This window comes from Gordonia hydrophobica NBRC 16057 (assembly GCF_001592365.1).
In the GTDB taxonomy this organism is placed as follows: domain Bacteria; phylum Actinomycetota; class Actinomycetes; order Mycobacteriales; family Mycobacteriaceae; genus Gordonia; species Gordonia hydrophobica.
Genome location: NZ_BCWU01000001.1, coordinates 661,195 through 678,649 on the forward strand (window position 1 = coordinate 661,195; position 17,455 = coordinate 678,649).

The 17,455-nt window shown below is 69.0% G+C and carries 22 protein-coding genes and 1 pseudogene; 16 read left to right on the forward strand and 7 right to left on the reverse strand.

What is annotated here, in order from left to right; translation table 11 throughout:
- Window positions 1-11 precede the first annotated feature (11 nt).
- The 3 genes from bioB (at window position 12) to GH2_RS03075 (ending at window position 2,007) form a co-directional block, all read left to right on the forward strand.
- Window positions 12-1,049, forward strand: a complete 1,038-nt coding sequence (bioB, locus tag GH2_RS03065; RefSeq protein ID WP_066162944.1) for a biotin synthase BioB — start codon at window positions 12-14, stop codon at window positions 1,047-1,049.
- Window positions 1,050-1,117: 68 nt separating this feature from the next.
- Window positions 1,118-1,357, forward strand: coding sequence for a biotin synthase auxiliary protein BsaP (bsaP, locus tag GH2_RS03070; RefSeq protein WP_066163314.1), 240 nt, complete (start codon window positions 1,118-1,120; stop codon window positions 1,355-1,357).
- A complete protein-coding gene (locus tag GH2_RS03075) occupies window positions 1,354-2,007 on the forward strand; it encodes a DUF2567 domain-containing protein (protein ID WP_066162946.1) in 654 nt (217 codons plus the stop codon). The genes bsaP and GH2_RS03075 overlap by 4 nt, the downstream gene beginning before the upstream one ends.
- Here the strand turns inward: GH2_RS03075 and GH2_RS03080 are convergent.
- The gene (locus GH2_RS03080) at window positions 1,970-2,650 is read right to left on the reverse strand and encodes an NUDIX hydrolase (RefSeq protein WP_066163316.1); all 681 of its coding nucleotides are present in this window, start codon (window positions 2,648-2,650) and stop codon (window positions 1,970-1,972) included. The genes GH2_RS03075 and GH2_RS03080 overlap by 38 nt on opposite strands.
- 227 nt (window positions 2,651-2,877) lie before the next feature.
- On the opposite strand from GH2_RS03080, the gene nadA reads away from it, so the two are divergent.
- Complete coding sequence (gene nadA, locus GH2_RS03085; RefSeq protein WP_066163318.1) at window positions 2,878-3,888, forward strand: quinolinate synthase NadA; 1,011 nt, start codon at window positions 2,878-2,880, stop codon at window positions 3,886-3,888.
- 6 nt (window positions 3,889-3,894) lie between these two features.
- On the forward strand, window positions 3,895-4,782 hold the full coding sequence (gene nadC / locus GH2_RS03090) for a carboxylating nicotinate-nucleotide diphosphorylase (RefSeq protein WP_066162950.1): 888 nt from the start codon (window positions 3,895-3,897) through the stop codon (window positions 4,780-4,782).
- Window positions 4,783-4,799: 17 nt separating this feature from the next.
- Here nadC and GH2_RS03095 read toward each other — a convergent pair whose 3' ends face one another.
- The gene (locus GH2_RS03095; RefSeq protein ID WP_066162953.1) at window positions 4,800-5,330 is read right to left on the reverse strand and encodes an SRPBCC family protein; all 531 of its coding nucleotides are present in this window, start codon (window positions 5,328-5,330) and stop codon (window positions 4,800-4,802) included.
- Window positions 5,327-5,740, reverse strand: a complete 414-nt coding sequence (locus tag GH2_RS03100) for an ArsR/SmtB family transcription factor (protein ID WP_066162956.1) — start codon at window positions 5,738-5,740, stop codon at window positions 5,327-5,329. Before GH2_RS03100 ends, GH2_RS03095 begins: the two co-directional genes overlap by 4 nt.
- 130 nt (window positions 5,741-5,870) lie before the next feature.
- Here GH2_RS03100 and GH2_RS03105 point away from each other — a divergent pair, with 130 nt between their 5' ends.
- The gene (locus GH2_RS03105) at window positions 5,871-6,746 is read left to right on the forward strand and encodes a class I SAM-dependent methyltransferase (RefSeq protein ID WP_084247256.1); all 876 of its coding nucleotides are present in this window, start codon (window positions 5,871-5,873) and stop codon (window positions 6,744-6,746) included.
- Here the strand turns inward: GH2_RS03105 and GH2_RS03110 are convergent.
- Window positions 6,734-7,135 carry a DUF1801 domain-containing protein gene (locus GH2_RS03110; protein ID WP_066162963.1) on the reverse strand — a complete coding sequence of 134 codons (402 nt, stop codon included), beginning with the start codon at window positions 7,133-7,135 and terminating at the stop codon, window positions 6,734-6,736. The genes GH2_RS03105 and GH2_RS03110 overlap by 13 nt on opposite strands.
- A gap of 83 nt (window positions 7,136-7,218) precedes the next feature.
- On the opposite strand from GH2_RS03110, the gene GH2_RS03115 reads away from it, so the two are divergent.
- Complete coding sequence (locus GH2_RS03115; RefSeq protein ID WP_066162965.1) at window positions 7,219-7,671, forward strand: GNAT family N-acetyltransferase; 453 nt, start codon at window positions 7,219-7,221, stop codon at window positions 7,669-7,671.
- Window positions 7,672-7,731: 60 nt separating this feature from the next.
- Here GH2_RS03115 and GH2_RS03120 read toward each other — a convergent pair whose 3' ends face one another.
- The 3 genes and pseudogenes from GH2_RS03120 to GH2_RS03130 form a co-directional block, all read right to left on the reverse strand.
- Entirely contained in the window at window positions 7,732-8,532 is an 801-nt protein-coding gene (locus tag GH2_RS03120; RefSeq protein ID WP_066162968.1) for an ABC transporter permease, read from the reverse strand.
- Window positions 8,529-9,266: an ATP-binding cassette domain-containing protein gene (locus GH2_RS03125; protein WP_066162971.1), complete on the reverse strand. Its 738-nt coding sequence runs from the start codon at window positions 9,264-9,266 to the stop codon at window positions 8,529-8,531. Before GH2_RS03125 ends, GH2_RS03120 begins: the two co-directional genes overlap by 4 nt.
- A pseudogene (locus GH2_RS03130) lies at window positions 9,263-9,637 on the reverse strand (MTB12 C-terminal domain-containing protein); the annotation flags it as partial. The pseudogene GH2_RS03130 and the gene GH2_RS03125, both read right to left, overlap by 4 nt.
- Window positions 9,638-10,316: 679 nt before the next feature.
- Between GH2_RS03130 and hisD the strand changes: the two are divergent.
- The 9 genes from hisD to hisI all read left to right on the forward strand — a co-directional run bounded on the left by hisD (window position 10,317) and on the right by hisI (window position 17,455).
- Entirely contained in the window at window positions 10,317-11,654 is a 1,338-nt protein-coding gene (gene hisD, locus GH2_RS03135; protein WP_066162973.1) for a histidinol dehydrogenase, read from the forward strand.
- Window positions 11,651-12,904: a histidinol-phosphate transaminase gene (locus tag GH2_RS03140; protein ID WP_084247257.1), complete on the forward strand. Its 1,254-nt coding sequence runs from the start codon at window positions 11,651-11,653 to the stop codon at window positions 12,902-12,904. The genes hisD and GH2_RS03140 overlap by 4 nt, the downstream gene beginning before the upstream one ends.
- A 5-nt stretch (window positions 12,905-12,909) precedes the next feature.
- Window positions 12,910-13,560, forward strand: coding sequence for an imidazoleglycerol-phosphate dehydratase HisB (hisB, locus tag GH2_RS03145; protein WP_066162975.1), 651 nt, complete (start codon window positions 12,910-12,912; stop codon window positions 13,558-13,560).
- Between the two features lie 21 nt (window positions 13,561-13,581).
- Window positions 13,582-14,214 (forward strand): imidazole glycerol phosphate synthase subunit HisH, encoded by a 633-nt coding sequence (hisH, locus tag GH2_RS03150; protein ID WP_066162977.1) that lies wholly within the window; start codon window positions 13,582-13,584, stop codon window positions 14,212-14,214.
- Window position 14,215: 1 nt separating this feature from the next.
- Window positions 14,216-14,503: a hypothetical protein gene (locus tag GH2_RS03155; protein WP_066162980.1), complete on the forward strand. Its 288-nt coding sequence runs from the start codon at window positions 14,216-14,218 to the stop codon at window positions 14,501-14,503.
- Between the two features lie 79 nt (window positions 14,504-14,582).
- Window positions 14,583-15,332, forward strand: a complete 750-nt coding sequence (gene priA, locus GH2_RS03160) for a bifunctional 1-(5-phosphoribosyl)-5-((5-phosphoribosylamino)methylideneamino)imidazole-4-carboxamide isomerase/phosphoribosylanthranilate isomerase PriA (protein ID WP_066162982.1) — start codon at window positions 14,583-14,585, stop codon at window positions 15,330-15,332.
- Window positions 15,333-15,339: 7 nt separating this feature from the next.
- A complete protein-coding gene (locus GH2_RS03165) occupies window positions 15,340-16,182 on the forward strand; it encodes an inositol monophosphatase family protein (RefSeq protein WP_066162985.1) in 843 nt (280 codons plus the stop codon).
- Between the two features lie 61 nt (window positions 16,183-16,243).
- Window positions 16,244-17,035: an imidazole glycerol phosphate synthase subunit HisF gene (gene hisF, locus GH2_RS03170; protein WP_066162987.1), complete on the forward strand. Its 792-nt coding sequence runs from the start codon at window positions 16,244-16,246 to the stop codon at window positions 17,033-17,035.
- A 33-nt stretch (window positions 17,036-17,068) separates the two neighbouring features.
- Window positions 17,069-17,455 carry a phosphoribosyl-AMP cyclohydrolase gene (gene hisI / locus GH2_RS03175; protein ID WP_066162992.1) on the forward strand — a complete coding sequence of 129 codons (387 nt, stop codon included), beginning with the start codon at window positions 17,069-17,071 and terminating at the stop codon, window positions 17,453-17,455.

Here is a 17,455-nt window from a genome sequence, read left to right on the forward strand (position 1 = left end):
AGGAGCACTCCATGACCACGACCGCCGACACGACAGCCCCGGCCGGCGCCGACACCTCCGACATCCTCGCGCTCGCGCGCGAGCAGGTCCTCGAACGCGGTGAAGGACTCACGCAGGAGCAGGTCCTCCAGGTCCTGCAACTCGACGACGAGCGCCTCACCGAACTGATGCAACTGGCGCACGACGTCCGCATGCGCTGGTGCGGCCCCGAAGTCGAGGTCGAGGGCATCATCTCGCTGAAGACCGGCGGCTGCCCGGAGGACTGCCACTTCTGCAGCCAGTCCGGACTGTTCGCCTCGCCCGTCCGCAGCGCATGGATCGACATCCCGTCGCTGGTCGAGGCCGCCAAGCAGACCGCCAAGACCGGCGCCACCGAATTCTGCATCGTTGCCGCTGTGCGCGGACCCGACAAGCGGCTGATGAGCCAGGTCGCCGCGGGAATCGAGGCCATCCGCAACGAGGTCGACATCCAGATCGCCTGCAGTCTCGGCATGCTGACGCAGGAGCAGGTGGACGAGCTGGCCGCGATGGGTGTGCATCGCTACAACCACAACCTCGAGACCGCGCGCAGTCACTTCCCGAACGTGGTCACCACCCACACCTGGGAGGAACGGTGGGGCACCCTGCGCATGGTCCGCGATGCGGGCATGGAGGTGTGCTGCGGTGGCATCCTCGGCATGGGCGAGACCCTGGAGCAGCGCGCCGAGTTCGCCGCCGACCTCGCTGCACTCGAACCCGACGAGGTGCCGCTCAACTTCCTCAATCCCCGGCCCGGAACCCCGTTCGGTGATCTCGACGTGCTGCCCGCCTCCGAGGCGCTGAAGTCGGTCGCGGCCTTCCGCCTGGCTCTGCCGCGCACCATCCTGCGATTCGCGGGCGGTCGCGAGATCACCCTCGGCGATCTCGGAGCCAAGCAGGGCATTCTCGGCGGCATCAACGCCGTCATCGTCGGCAACTACCTGACGACGCTCGGCCGTCCCGCCGAGAACGACCTCGACCTGCTCGCTGATCTGAGCATGCCGATCAAAGCCCTCAACGACACGCTGTGAGCGTCGACGGTAGCCTCGGAACCACAGGGCCGTCTGCGGCGGCCATCAGGTTCGGAGAGGCGGCGCGCGTGACGAGTGTTGTTCCGGGGCCGTTGCACGAACCGGTGAAGTACGGCGTGTACACCGGCGTCGAACTGGAACTGCAGGCGCCCGACGCCGTCCCCGCGGCCGCCCAGCTCGGTCTGGAGCCCCCGCGGTACTGCGGTCAATGCGGTCGACGCATGGTGGTGCAGGTGCGGCCGGACGGCTGGGACGCCCGCTGCTCACGCCACGGCGCCCTCGATTCGACGGAGCTGGGCGAGCGATGAACATGCGCCGGGCGGTCGTGGTGGCCCTCTCGCTGCTGGCTGCGGCGGTCGTCGTCGGTGGTCTGTGGGTGTGGCTGGCGCCCACCCCGAACCTCGTCGTCGAACACGGCGGGGCCAAGCGATGGGCCACCGAGTCCGATCCGGCGAAACTCTTCGGCGGCATCGCCGTCTTCGCGCTCCTGTCGTTCGGCCTCGGCGCGGCGATCGGCCTCGGCTCCTGGTTCGGTCTGCGCTCCACGCGCGGTCCGGCAGGGCTGTCGTTCGTGACGCTCATGTCGCTCGCGACGTCCGTCGTCTCGCTGAAGATCGCCGAGACCTGGGCGCAGGCGGTGCATGGAGAACTGGCGGATCACACGGTGCCCGGGGTGTACCGGGGCACCGTGAAACTCTGGCTCGAAGGCCAGGTCGGGCCGCCGTGGCTGCTGCTGGTGTGTGCTCCGGCCGCCGCGGTCCTGGTGTATCTGGTGTGCGTGATCTCGAGCAGTCACGCCGACCTCGGGGTGGGCGACGACGTCGCGGAATCGCCGATCCCCGTCGGCGCAGCTCAGGCCACCGCCGACGGCTTCGTCGCGATGGACCCGGCCGCACCGGAGACGGGTGCCACCCCGCCGATCACATCGGCGGACGAAGAGCCGCGAACTCGTCCGTGACCCGCAACTGCGTGTCCGCGAAGGCGTAGAGCGCAGGCGGGCGACCGCCCTTGCCGCCGGTCCGTCCGACGGTGCCGGTCGCGACCACGACACCGCGCCGGGACAGAACGCGGAGGAGATTGGTCGAATCGACCGGGTAGCCGAGGGCGGCGCCGTAGATCTCGGCGAGTTCCGACATCGGGAACTGGCTCGGAGCCAGCGCGAAGGCGATGTTGGTGTACGACAACTTGCCCGCGAGTCGAACACGGGCACGATCGACGATGTCGCGGTGGTCGTACGCGAGCGGAGGGAGTCCGTCGACGTCGAACCATTCGGCGTCCGCCACGGTCTCGGCGGGGATGTCGCTGGGGACCAGCCCGATGAACGTCGAAGCGACCGTCCGCTCGTCCGGGACCCGGTCGGGGTCGGAGAAGACCGCCAACTGCTCCAGATGCGCCACCCGGGTCAGTCCTGCGCGGGTGCCGAGCCAGCGGACGGCGGCGGCGCCCAGTGTCTCGCGCTCGACGATCGGTCCTCCGGGAAGGGACCACCCGGCCTTCTCACACCGTCGGAGAAGTACCTGGAGGAGGGGCTCAGCGGTCTCTGATTCGCGGACCTGGAAGACCGCAGTGAGAACCTCGACGCGGACGGTGGTGTCGGACATGGTCTCCAGATTATGCGGAGACGTCCCGGTCCGGACACCGGCGTGTCGGGCGCCGCTGAACCCGGCCGATACTGCGTTCTCGATCACAGGTGTTACCATCGAAACGTGTTTTCGACCTATGGTCGAAAACCTCCGAGGCAAAGCCCAGCCTCTGGAGAACAAGCGATGGGAGAGCAGTCGCGATGACTACTGGAACCGTGATCACCCGGACCGAGACCGATCTCGGCATGCCCGACCCGCGGCACGGAATTCCGCCCGCCTACGGCGGCGTGGAGCCGACCGCGGAGTGGGCCGACGAGATCAAGCGGCTGGCCAAGGCGCGCAACGCCGCGATCCTGGCCCACAACTATCAGGTCCCGGCGATTCAGGACATCGCCGACTACACCGGCGACTCGTTGGCGCTCTCGCGGATCGCTGCCGAGACCGACGCCGACGAGATCATCTTCTGCGGTGTCCACTTCATGGCGGAGACCGCGAAGATCCTCAGCCCGTCCAAGCGGGTGCTGATCCCGGACGAGCGGGCCGGGTGCTCGCTGGCGGACTCGATCACCGCCGACGACCTCCGTGCGTGGAAGGCCGACTACCCCGACGCCGTCGTCGTCTCGTACGTCAACACCACGGCCGAGGTGAAGGGACTGACCGACATCTGCTGCACGTCGTCGAACGCCGTCGACGTCGTCGCCTCGATCGATCCCGACCGCGACGTGCTGTTCCTGCCGGACCAGTTCCTCGGTGCACACGTCAAGCGCGAGACCGGCCGCGACAACATCCACATCTGGGCGGGCGAGTGCCACGTCCATGCGGGCATCAACGGCACCGAGCTGACCGAGCAGACCGAGGCGCACCCGGACGCCGAGCTCTTCATCCACCCGGAGTGCGGCTGCGCCACCTCGGCGCTGTACCTCTCCGGCGAGGGCATCGTGCCCGAAGAGCGCGTCAAGATCCTCTCGACCGGCGGCATGATCGACGCCGCCCGTCAGTCGAAGTCGGGCCAGGTGCTGGTCGCGACCGAGATCGGGATGCTGCACCAGCTGCGTCAAGCGGCTCCCGAGATCGATTTCCGCGCAGTCAACGAGAAGGCCGCGTGCCCGTACATGAAGATGATCACCCCCGCTGCGCTGCTGCGTTGCCTCACCGAGGGGCGCGACGAGGTGTTCGTCGCACCCGACGTCGCCGAGCGCGCTCGCAAGTCGGTGGAGAGGATGATCGCGATCGGTAACCCGGGCAGTGGAGAATAGCCGCCTGTGAACGCCTTCATCGGACAGCAGACCACCGGCGACCTCGGGACCATCGTCGACGAAGAGGTCGACGCCCTCATCCGCACCGCGCTTCTCGAGGACCTGCGGTACGGACCCGACATCACCACGCTGGCCACCGTGCCTGCCGACACGGTCGCCGACGCGAAGATCGTGGCGCGGCAGGCCGGTGTGGTGGCCGGTCTGCCGGTGGTGCGCGCGGTGCTCGACCAGGTGGTCGGCCGTGACAACTACGTGGTGACCGAGCAACTCGACGACGGGGCTCAGGTGCAGCCGGGATCGGTCGCCCTCGCCCTGCGGGCGCCGGCCACCTCGTTGCTGACCGCCGAACGGACGGCTCTCAATCTGCTGTGCCACCTGTCCGGAATCGCGACCGCGACCGCCGCATGGGTGAGCGCCGTCGACGGCACCAAGGCCCGGATTCGGGACTCTCGCAAGACCCTTCCCGGGCTCCGTGCCCTGCAGAAGTACGCCGTGCGCGCGGGCGGCGGCGTCAACCACCGAATGGGTCTCGGCGACGCCGCGCTCATCAAGGACAACCACGTCGTCGCGGCCGGAGGTGTCGGCAAGGCACTCGAAGCCGTGCGTGCCGCGGCGCCCGACGTGCCGGTGGAGGTCGAGGTCGACTCCCTCGATCAGCTCGACGAGGTGCTCGCCCTGAAACCGCAGCTGGTGCTGCTCGACAACTTCGAGCCCTGGGCGACGCAGATGGCTGTTCAGCGTCGCGATGCGGCCGCGCCGGAGACGCTGCTCGAATCGTCCGGCGGGCTGTCGATCGACGTCGCCCTGGACTACGCGCGCACCGGCGTCGACTTCCTCGCCGTCGGAGCGCTCACGCACTCGGTCAGCGTCTTGGACTTCGGCCTGGACATGTGACCGCGGGCGCCTGAGCCTCAGATCCCGAACTCGGCGCGGTAGTGCGCGGTGAACTCGTCGTTCGGGTGATAGTCGGCGAAGTCGACGGTCGCGGGGTCGGTCCCCGTCTCGGCGGCGACGAGGCGATCGAGGTAGTAGTCCCAGCCGGGTCCGACTCCTTCGGCCATCGTCGGGTCGGGCACGCTCTGCGCAAACGTCAGCGTCGTGACACCGTCGGCCTCGGTGAGGTCGAGCCGCAGGTGCCAGTGTGTCGGATCGTCGCTGTCGTACGGGAACGACGTGGTGATCCGCAGCCGTGTCGGCGGGTCGCATTCGTCGATGGCGAAACCCTCGGCAGGCATGTCGTCGCCTTCGTAGAGCATGCGAAAGTTCACGGACCCCGACGACGGGTCGCCGGTCCAGGTCCCGAGCCAGCGGGCCAGGCGTTCCGGTTCAGTGACGGCGGCCCAGACGTCGGCGACGGGCGCGCGGAAGGTGCGTTGCCATTCGCAATAGGTGCCGCCGTCGGCGGTGTCGCGGCGACGGCCGGTGGGGGTCGGTGTGCTCATGCGGAGTTCTCCTTGGGGGCCGAGGGTGCGGTGTCAGTGGTGGCGGTGTCAGAGGTGGCGGTGTCTGAGTCTGGGGCGTTGCGGGTGCGGCGATCGCGAGTCGTGCGACGGACTTCGAGGTCGAGACCGTCGAGCACGTGCTCGGGGATCGGGGGCGCGGCGGGGGTCAGCTCGTCGAGGTAGGTCCGGAGAGGTTCGAAACCTGCGATGACGAGGTGGTAGTGGCGTTCTCGACCCGACGGCACGGCCTGCACGAGTCCCGCCTCGGCGAGGAGGCGCAGATGTTTGCTGATGGCCGGGCGGCTGATCGAGTGTTCAGCGGACAGGTCGACGACGCGCGCGGGTCCGCGGCGCAGCCGGCGGAGCAGACTGCGACGGATCGGATCGGCGAGTGCCTCGAACGCGTCCACACCTAATTGGTATCTGTTTGGTTACCAATAGTCAAGGCTATTGGTCGAGGCACCGGGCGGGCCGGGCGCCGTCCCGAGCGGAGTCGATGGGTGCACCATGGAGTCGACGGGTTCGACGAGAGGTGCGGTGATGGGAAGCGGTCCCGATACGACGGCGGTCCGAACGGCGCTGTGGCGAGCACTCCACGTGCTGGTCGACGATGCGCCGCCTGTCCTCGACGACACGATCGGCCTGCAGATCGCTGCCGTCGACGACGACTGGCGTGCACGCCCGGACATGGATCCGGAGCGGACGAGAACCAATCGCGCATCGATCGTCGCGCGGGCCCGCGCCGCCGAGGACATCGTCGTCGAGTCGACTGCGGCGCAGTACGTCGTGCTCGGTGCGGGCCTGGACACCTTCGCGCAACGGCAGGCGGGAGCGGTGCGAGTCTTCGAGGTCGATGCACCGGAGACCGGGGCGTGGAAGCACGCACGGCTGGCGACGCTCGGTCTCGACGCGCCTGAGCGGCTGTGCCTGGTCCCGGTCGATTTCGAAGCGGGACAGTCGTGGCTCCACGAAGTGGTCGCGGCAGGCCTGGATCCCGAGGTGCCGACCGTCGTCTCGATGCTCGGCGTCACCATGTACTTGACGCGGGAGGCGATCGCGGCGACCCTCTCCGCGGCTGCGTCGCTCGCACCCGGCTCGGCCGTCGTCTTCAGCTACTCGCGTCCGATCGAGATGGCGCCGCCGGAGATTCAATCGATCCTGCGGGTGGCGGCCGAGGGCGCGCGGGCCTCCGGACATCCGTGGCTCAGCCTGCTCACTCCGGACGAGGCCGCCGGTCTCGCGCGCGCTGCCGGGTTCGACGACGTCGAGGTCGTCACGTCGACCGACCTGCACGAGCGCTACTTCGCCGACCGCACCGATGGGCTGAGCCCGATCGGCGGCGAGGATCTGGTCGTCGCGAGGGCGGGGTCAGCCGGCGTGAGGGATGCGATCAGCCAGGACGATCACGGCGTGTGATTCGTCGCCCAGCCGCGCGCGACGAGTTCACGCAAGACGTCCACGTCGACCGCGTCCAGGCGCTTGATATACAGGCAGCCCTTGCCGACGGTGTGCGCGCCGAGCCGGTCGAGCAGATCTTGATTCGAGCCGTAGTACGTGAGTCCGTACAGGGTCAGCGCCTGCTTGCGGGCGGCGACGCCGACGGCGAACGTCTCGTGGGACTTGCCGTCCGCATTCGTGTACGGCTGACGGCCGAAACCGATCATCGTGCCCCACATCGCCGGTTCGGCTCCGGTGACCTCACGCATGAGCTGGACGGCCGCTTGTGCGTCGGTCCGTCGCCGTTGATCGACGATCGATGCCAGGAACTCGTCGACGGAGTCGTCGGCCGGGACTGTGGTGACCATGCCGAGAGCCTACGGGTCGAGGTGGCAGATGAACGCCAGTGCCTCGGGCGCAGCCCGGCAGTGATGATGCATCATAGCGATCGATGATCCACACAGTCCACGCCGCCACCCTGTCCGACCTCGATCCGCGCACCCTGCACGGTCTGCTGCGACTGCGGACGGACGTGTTCGTGGTGGAACAGGACTGCGCCTATCCGGAGATCGACGGCCGCGATGCGGAGTCGACGGCCCTGCACTTCTGGTGCGCGGATTCCGACGGTGTGCCGATTGCGACGTTGCGGGTGCTGGTCGATGCTGTCGGCGACAGTCGCCAGTACCGGATCGGGCGAGTCTGCGTCCGTCGCGAGTTCCGAGGGGCAGGGCTCACCGGGGCGCTGATGGAACGCGCCGTCGCGTACATCGGTCGCGACGTCAGCGTGATGGACGCGCAGGCGCACCTGGTCGACATGTACGCGAGATGGGGCTACCTCCCGGACGGTCCCGAGTTCGTCGAGGACGGCATTCCGCACGTCCCGTTGCGTCGTCCGAACTCGTGACTGAATCCCGTCGGCGCCGAGCACCCGGCGACATCGGCCGGAACCGGTGAGACCGGGGAGTCACCGACGAGGACGCCGTCTCCGGGCGGCGGCGCCGCAGGCCAGGGCGACGAGCACCGCGCCGACGACCGCAGCGTAGACGAGGGCGCCGTTCGGGCCCCACGGCGGCGTGAAGGCCAACTCCTGCCCGGTCCCGAACTGACCGTTGAGAAACGGCATGTAACCCTGGAGGGTGTAGCCCTTGGGCGCTAAGGAGATCGAGTTCTCGATGACGAACGCCCACCCGAGCAGAACCGCGGCGGTCACTACCGGGTGTCCGACGATGCCGCCGATCCCGACCCCGATCCCGCAGGCGAGGAAGGCGTAGATCGGGACCGTGATCACGAAGCGGAGACCTGCGGACGAAGTGATGTCGACGCCGCCGTACACCGTGGGGAACGCGGCGGGCAGCACCAGCATCACCGCGGCCGTCAGCACCAGGGCGACGGTCGCCGACAACGCCCCGTAGAGCAGCCAGCGGGCCACCGGTGCAGTCCAGGCACGAGGGAACAGAATCCGCTCCAGATCGCTCGCCGGCCCGCGCGCCGCGGACGCCTGCGCAGTCGCGGCGAGGATCGCCCACACGATCACGGTGAACGTCAGCACCCAGTACACCGAGTTCGTGGTCTGCACCGAGGTGACCTGAATGCCGGAGGCCGACATCGTCGCGAAGCGCTCGGCGACGGTTGCGATCGCGATCGTCACGACCAGCGGCACGACGACCGCGCCCGGCAACGCCGCGAAGACCAGCGGCCCGCGGCGCCCGCCGACCCGATAGAACTCGGCGCGGACGGCACGGAACAAGTGGGCGAGCGCGATCATCGGCCCTCACCGCCCGACGTGGTGGGGCGGATCAGCGACACGTACGCCGTCTCGAGGTCGTCGTGGCCGGCGACGAAGTCGGCGAGCGGCAGGTCGGCGACGACGCGGCCCCGTTCCACGACCACCACGTCGTCGCCCGTTCGGGTCACTTCGTCGAACAGATGCGAGGCGATCACCACCGCACGACCGTCGTCCGCCAATCCGCGCAAGAGGGTCCGCAACCAGCGGATGCCGTCGATGTCGAGCCCGTTGACCGGCTCGTCGAAGATCAGGTTCGGGGGATCGGGGAGCAGGGCTGCGGCGATCCCGAGCCGCTGGCGCATGCCGAGCGAGTACTCGGCGACGCGTCGGTCGGCGGCGTCGGCGAGTCCGACCCTCCGCAGCACGGTCGTCACGCGCGTGTCGTCGAGTCCGCCTGCGACGGCGAGCCACCGGAGGTGTCTGCGGCCGGTGTGCGACGGATGCGGGCCGGCAGCCGAGCCCGCCGCATCGGCGCCGAGGTGCACGCCGATCGCGGCCGCCGGTCGCGCGATTCGTCGCGGGGCCTCGCCGTCGATCCTCACCGAACCGGCGCCGGGCCGAACGATTCCGCACGCGGTGCGCAGGAGCGTCGACTTGCCCGCACCATTCCGACCCAGCAGATAGGTCAGCCGACCGTCCCGCGCGTGCATCGACACCCGGTCCAGGACGGCTGTCCCGTTATAGCGGACGGTGACTTCGCTGAGGTCGATCATGCGTTGCAGTAGATGTTGAGACCGACGGTCTTGACGCCCTCGCACATCGAACTCGCCGCCAGACGCCAGTTGCCGCTGATCTTCTTGAACTGGATGGTCATGCGGATCGTCGGCCGTCCCGCGGAGCCGCTGTTCAACGTCGCCGACACCGTGGTGCCGTTCTGCACCAGCGGACCGGTCACCTTGTTCCAGCCGAGCGGCGGTCGGAACAGACCCAACGTGTACACGGTCTTCGGAACGACGACCGCCGACATGCCGCCCTCCACATTCGCCGCCTTCGCCTGGTCTGACGCACGGGAGGCGACGAGGAAGTCGACGATGTTGGTCAGGTCGGTGAGCGTCGGGCGGTCGGCGGTGACGCGGAAGTTCGGATTGCCCGGCGTGGACTGGTCGGGGGGCGCGCTCGTGGTGGTCGACGTCGCCGCAGGAGCCTGGGCGGCCGGGACATCTGCGGGAGCGACGGGATCGGTCGCGGCGGCGGTCGGCCCGGTGCTGCTGTTCGGCGCGGTGTCGGCACCAGTCTGAGTCGACGCTGCGGTGGTCTGGGCGCCGGTCGTCGGGGCGGCGACAGGCGCGGTGTCCCCGAGTTGGACGACGGTCGCGGGAGCGGCGCGAGCGGGCGTCCGGTCGCTGAGCAGGTACAGGCCGGTGGTCCCGATCGCCAGAATCAGCGCCGCGACGACGGCGGCGGCACCACCCGCGGCCATGACGGTGGACCAGGAGACGCCCGACGCCGTCGTCGGTTCACCCGCGGCGGTCGGCGTGGTCCCGGACCGGTCGGCGGCGATCGGTTCCGTCGGGTAGTCGTAGGGCTCGGCCACGGGCGTATCGAGTTCCGGCGAGTCGGGGTCCATCGGCGTCTCCTGAGGCGTGGGGCGGCAGTTAAAAGCAGTCAATGTCAGTAAATAGCATAGGCTTGGCTAAGTAAAACGAGATCGTGCGATGTCAGCGACGGGGTCCGGGGACCGGTGCAGAATCGACTTGCGGTGAACGCATATCCTGGACGGAGTCCACACTCTCACTGAAAACGGATCCGGAGACTCGTCGAACATGCTCACCAGAACCGATCTACGAGGTGCCGTCCCGACGCTCAGCCAGTTGCGTCGCGCGCTGCCTCGTGGCGGAACCGACGTCAACGCCGTGCTGGGCACGGTCACGCCCGTCGTCGAAGCGATCGCCGAGCATGGGGCCGCCGCGGCCCTCGACTACACCGAGCAGTTCGACCGCGTCCGCCCCACGTCGGTGCGGGTCCCCGCAGACGTGATCGCGAGGGCACGGGAGAGCCTCGATCCCGCAGTCGCCGATGCGCTCGCCGAGTCCATCCGACGCGCCCGCCTGGTCCACGCCGCACAACGTCGCGAGAACACCGTGACCCAGGTGGTTCCCGGCGGCAGCGTCGCCGAGAAATGGATTCCAGTACGACGAGTCGGACTCTACGTCCCGGGCGGCAATGCCGTGTACCCGTCCAGCGTCATCATGAACGTGGTGCCCGCGCAGGAGGCGGGCGTCGGCTCGCTGGTGGTCGCCTCGCCGCCGCAGGCCGATTTCGGCGGCTGGCCGCACCCCACCATCCTCGCCGCGTGCTCGCTGCTCGGCGTCGACGAGGTGTGGGCCGTCGGCGGCGCGCAAGGCATCGCGCTGCTGGCGTACGGCGGCACTGACACCGCTGAGGCCGATCACGCGGGCGCCGACCTCGATCCGGTCGACCTGATCACCGGTCCCGGCAACATCTACGTCACCGCAGCCAAGCGCCTGGTGCGCGGCGTGGTCGGCATCGACGCCGAGGCCGGACCCACCGAGATCGCCATCCTGGCCGACGACTCCGCCGACGCGGCCGTCGTCGCCGCCGACCTCGTCAGCCAAGCCGAGCACGATGTGCTCGCCGCATCGGTCCTCGTCACCGACAGCGCCGCACTCGCCGACGCCGTCGACGAGGCGCTGCAGGAGGCGGTCGCGAAGACCAAGCACTCCGAGCGCGTCACCACCGCGCTGTCCGGCGCGCAGTCGGGCATCGTGCTGGTCGACGACGTCGACGCCGGTCTCCTGGTCGTCGACGCCTACGGCGCCGAGCACCTCGAGATCCAGACCCGCGACGCGCAGAGCGTCGCCGACCGGGTGACCAGCGCGGGTGCGATCTTCGTCGGCACCTACTCGCCGGTGAGCCTCGGTGACTACAGCGCGGGCTCGAACCACGTCCTCCCCACCTCCGGATCGGCCAAATACGCCTCCGGACTGTCCGTGCAGACCTTCCTGCGCGGCGTCCACGTCGTCGACTACAACCGGGACGCACTCGCCGAGATCGCCGACCGCGTCGTGACCCTGGCCAACGCCGAAGACCTCCCGGCGCACGGCGAAGCCGTGCAGGCGCGGTTCGGGGGAGCGCAATGACCGCCGCCGTTCCCGGTGGCGACGCAATTCGGCCCGCTCACTCCGTTCCCGGCGCCGATCCGATTCGGCCCGCTCACTCCGTTCCCGGCGCCGATCCGATTCGGCCCGCTCACTCCGTTCCCGGCGCCGGGATCACGCTGGGGGACCTCCCGATCCGCGACGGCCTCCGCGGCAAGTCGCCCTACGGTGCGCCGCAACTGCAGGTTCCGGTCATCCTCAACACCAACGAGAACCCGCACCCGCCGAGCCGCGCGCTGATCGACGACGTCACCAAAGCCGTCGCCGCAGCCTCCGAGGAACTGCACCGATATCCCGACCGCGACGCCGTCGCACTGCGCTCCGACCTCGCCGCCTACCTCAGCGGCGCGACCGGAACGCCGCTGTCGGTCGAGAACATCTGGGCCGCCAACGGCTCCAACGAGATCCTGCAGCAGATCCTGCAGGCCTTCGGCGGGCCGGGGCGGAGCGCGATGGGCTTCGTCCCGTCGTACTCGATGCACCCGATCATCGCCGACGGCACCCAGACGCAGTGGGTGCCCGCCCACCGTACAGACGACTTCTCCCTCGACGTGGCCCGCGCCGTCGCCACCATCGACGAACACCGCCCCGACGTGATCTTCGTGACCTCGCCGAACAACCCGACCGGCGGCAGCATCCCGATCGACGACCTCCGCGCAATCCTCGACGCCGCACCCGGCATCGTGATCGTCGACGAGGCGTACGGCGAGTTCTCGTCGCAGCCCAGCGCCGTGGCCCTGCTCGACGAGTACGGAGCCAAGCTGATCGTCTCGCGAACCATGAGCAAGGCGTTCGCCTTCGCAGGCGGTCGCCTCGGATATCTGGCGGCCGCGCCCGCGATGATCGAGGCGCTACTGCTGGTGCGGCTGCCGTATCACCTGTCCGTGCTCACCCAGGCCGCCGCGCGCGCCGCGCTGCAACACGCGACCGAGACACTCGGCAACGTCGCCGCGATCGCCGCCGAACGTGACCGCGTCGCCGCCGCACTCGCGCGCCTCGGGTACACGGTGATCCCGTCGGACTCGAACTTCGTCCTGTTCGGCGGGCTCGCCGACGCGCCCGCGACCTGGCGGCAGTACCTCGACCGCGGCGTGCTGATCAGGGATGTCGGCATTCCCCGCTACCTGCGTGCGACCATAGGATTACCGGACGAGAACGACGCCTTCCTGACCGTCAGTGCAGAGCTGGCAGCGACAGCGCTCGCCCGACCAACCGACCGAAAGCAGCAGTAACCGCAGTGACCACAGCCCAGCCCACCCACGCACCGCGCATCGCACGCGTTGAACGAACCACGCGCGAGTCGTCGATCACCGTCGAGATCAACCTCGACGGCACCGGCCAGACCGACATCGACACCTCGGTGCCGTTCTTCGACCACATGCTTACCGCGTTCGGCGCCCACGGCAGCTTCGACCTCACCGTGCACGCGAAGGGCGACATCGAGATCGAAGCGCATCACACCGTCGAAGACACGTGCATCGTCCTCGGGCAGGCGCTGGGCCAGGCCCTCGGAGACAAGAAGGGCATCCGCCGCTTCGGTGACGCGTGGATCCCGATGGACGAGACGCTGGCCCAGGCCGTCGTCGACGTCTCGGGCCGCCCCTACTGCGTCCACACCGGCGAACCCGACCACATGCTGACCGCCGTCATCGGCGGATATTCCGGCGGCGAGAAGCCGGTCGTCTCCTACGCCACGGTGCTCAACCGGCACTGCTTCGAGTCGATCGCACTCAATGCCCGGATCGCGCTGCACGTGCGGGTTCTCTACGGTCGCGACCAGCACCACATCACCGAAGCCGAGTTCAAAGCCGTCGCACGCGCCCTGCGAGCGGCGGTCGAGCCCGACCCCCGCACCAGCGGGATCCCGTCCACCAAGGGCGCCCTCTAGAGAATGCGAGCACAGTAGAGGATGCAGCGACTAGCGCTTCTCGATTACGGTTCCGGCAATCTGCGCTCGGCGCAGCGGGCGCTGGAACGCGCAGGCGCCGACGTGGAGATCACCGCAGACTTCGAGACCGCGATCAATGCGGACGGTCTGGTGGTGCCCGGCGTCGGCGCTTTCGCGGCGTGCATGCAGGGCCTGAAAGCCGTACGCGGCGATCGGATCATCGGTCGTCGCCTCGCCGGGGGCCGCCCGGTCCTCGGTATCTGCGTCGGCATGCAGATCCTGTTCGAGCACGGGGTGGAGCACGGCATCGACACCGACGGCTGCGGCGAGTGGCCCGGTTCGGTGACCCGCCTGGCGGCGCCGGTGCTCCCGCACATGGGCTGGAACACCGTCACGGCACCCGCCGACTCCACGCTGTTCGCGGGGATCGACGAGGACGCTCGCTTCTACTTCGTGCACTCCTACGGGGTGCAGACGTGGGACATGGCGTCCGACGGTCCGCTCGTGGCACCGAAACTGACCTGGTCCGACCACGGCGGCCGATTCCTGGCAGCGGTGGAGAACGGGCCGCTGTCCGCCACGCAGTTCCACCCGGAGAAGTCCGGTGACGTCGGGGCGCAACTGCTGGCCAACTGGATCGGGGGGCTTTCCTGACGTGAATGCGAAAGACAGTGGTGCGCAGCATTTCTCATTCGCCAAACTGGTGTTCTACGCGCTCGGTGCGGGCGTACTGGTCCTGGTGGTGACGCTGCCGATCGTCATCGCCCTGGCTCGGCCGTACCCGACTGCGGCGTTGTGCGTGGCCATCGGTGGAATCCTGCTGATGGTCGTCGTCATCGCGCTGGTGTCGCGAAGGATGATGTCCGGCGTGCAGCAGGAGATCGACCGCCGGCGCGCCGAGATCGCCGCCAGACAACGAGCCGACGGCGACGCCCAGAACTGACGGCGCGCATCGGCGCCCCCGAAACAGCACTTCCGACCCGACACTTCCGACCGACCACTACAGAAGAGAAACTGAACTGATGGGCATCCTCGAACTCCTCCCCGCCGTCGACGTGGTCGACGGACAGGCGGTCCGCCTGGTCAAGGGTGAGGCCGGGTCCGAGACCTCCTACGGCTCGCCGCGCGACGCCGCACTCGCCTGGCAGCGCGACGGCGCGCAGTGGCTGCACCTGGTCGATCTCGACGCCGCGTTCGGGCGCGGTGACAACCGGGAACTCCTCGCGCAGGTGGCCGCCGAGGTGGACGTCAAGGTGGAACTCTCCGGCGGCATTCGTGACGACGCGACGCTCACCGCGGCGCTCGCCACCGGATGCACCCGCGTCAACCTGGGGACCGCGGCCATCGAGAACCCGGAATGGTGCGCGCGGGCGATCGCCGAGCACGGCGACAAGATCGCCGTCGGACTGGACGTGACCCGCAACGGCGACTCGTACACCGTCCGCGGGCGTGGCTGGGTCACCGAGGGCGGCGACCTGTGGGAGACGCTGGAGCGCCTCAACAACGACGGCTGTGCCCGCTATGTGGTCACCGACGTCAGCAAGGACGGCACCCTCACCGGACCGAACCTGGAACTGCTGGAGCAGGTCGCTCGCGCCACCGACTCGCCGGTCGTCGCCTCCGGCGGGATCTCCGAGCTCGACGACCTCCGGGCCATCGCCGAGCTGACCGGAATCGGCGTCGAAGGCGCCATCATCGGCAAGGCGCTGTACGCGGGCCGCTTCACCCTGCCCGCAGCCCTCGACGCGGTCGCCGCAGCCCAGCGTCGGTGATCCTGGCATGACCGACCTCGTGGACCGCATCGACCTGCCGCAGCTGCTGGCTGCTGCGGAGTCGGTGCTCGACGAGGTCTCCGACCAGTTCGTCGACGGCCTCGGATCGCCCGGCGTCCACATCAAGGGTGCGGGTGACTTCGCCACCGAGGTCGATCTCGCACTGGAACGCCGGATCAGCGAAACACTCGGCGCACGCACCGGGATCGAAGTGCACGGCGAGGAGTTCGGTGGGCCGGCCGCCGAGTCCGGCGTGATGTGGATCCTGGATCCCATCGACGGCACCTTCAACTACTCGGTCGGCATGCCGATGGCGGCGATGCTGCTGGCGTTGGCGGTCGACGGCGAACCCGTCATCGGACTGACCCGGATGCCGCTGATCGGACAGAGCTTCGCAGGACACGTCGGCGGCGGTCTGATCGTCAACGGCGAGACCATGCCGATCGTCCCGGACAGTCCGCTGCAGACCGCGGTGATCGGCCTCGGCGCCTTCAACGTGAAGTCCCGCGGCCGCTATCCCGGCGCCGCCCGCGCCGAACTGCAACGCCGACTGAGCTACCGCGCGGGCCGACTGCGGATGACCGGATCCAACGGGATCGACGTCGCGTACGTCGCGGCCGGCGTCTTCGGCGGTGCCGTCTCGTTCAGCGCCAAGGCGTGGGACAACGCGGCGGGCGCCGCACTGGTCCGCGCTGCGGGCGGCCGGGCCACCGACGTCGCAGGCAATCCGTGGACGGTGTCGTCCAGTTCGCTCGTCACCGGCAACCGTCGACTGCACGGCGAACTGCTCGAGGTGATCGGCGAGGCGATGCCCGAGCAGGTGGCCGCACTGCGCGACGGGCGACTCTAGACCGCAGGCACCTGAATTCACCTTCCCATCAGCCAACTCTCAACACCGAGGAGAAGTACCCGTGAGCGTCGCAGTGCGCGTCATCCCCTGTCTGGACGTCGACGACGGCCGCGTGGTCAAGGGCGTCAACTTCGAGAACCTGCGCGACGCGGGCGACCCCGTCGAACTCGCCGCCCGCTACAACGACGAGGGTGCCGACGAACTGACCTTCCTCGACGTCACCGCGTCGAGTTCGGGCCGCGGCACCATGATCGACGTCGTCCGTCGCACGGCGGACGCCGTGTTCATCCCGCTGACCGTGGGCGGCGGCATCCGAACCGTCGACGACGTCGACATGATGCTCCGCGCCGGTGCCGACAAGGTGAGCGTCAACACCGCAGCGATCGCGCGCCCCGAGGTGCTCAGCGAGATGAGCCAGCGGTTCGGTTCGCAGTGCATCGTGCTGTCGGTGGACGCCCGCACCGTGCCGGAACTCGGACCGGACGGAACCCCGAACGCGCCGACGCCGTCGGGCTGGGAGGTCACCACGCACGGCGGTCGTCGCAGCACCGGGATCGACGCTGTGGAATGGGCGCGACGCGGCGAGGAGCTCGGTGTGGGCGAGATCCTGCTGAACTCGATGGACGCCGACGGCACCAAAGCCGGGTTCGACCTCCCGATGCTCACCGCGGTGCGCGCAGCGGTCTCGATCCCGGTCATCGCGAGCGGCGGAGCAGGCCGGGTCGCCGACTTCGCGCCCGCGGTCAAAGCGGGCGCTGACGCCGTGCTCGCCGCCTCGGTCTTCCATTTCGGCGACATGACGATCGGTGAGGTCAAGGACGCGATGCGCGCCGAGGGCATCACCGTCCGCTGAGCGCACCGTCCACCGTAGAAAGAGGAACAACCAATGGCGCTGCCCGCAGAACTCGCGGCCTCGCTCAAGCGCAACAGCGACGGACTGTTCGCGGCGATCGCCCAGGAGCGATCCACCGGCATCGTCTTGATGATGGCCTGGATGGACGACGAGGCACTCGAACGCACCCTGGCCACCCGCCGGGCCACGTACTATTCGCGCTCCCGCCGCCAGTACTGGGTGAAGGGGGAGACCAGCGGTCACACGCAGTACGTGCACGACATTCGCGTCGACTGCGACGGCGACACGCTCCTGCTGACCGTCGACCAGACCGGTGCGGCCTGCCACACCGGCAGTCACAGCTGCTTCGACACCGAACCGCTCGAGTTCTCGGTGGCGCTGGACCTGCCGAACGACGACACCACAGACGAAGGACGGTGA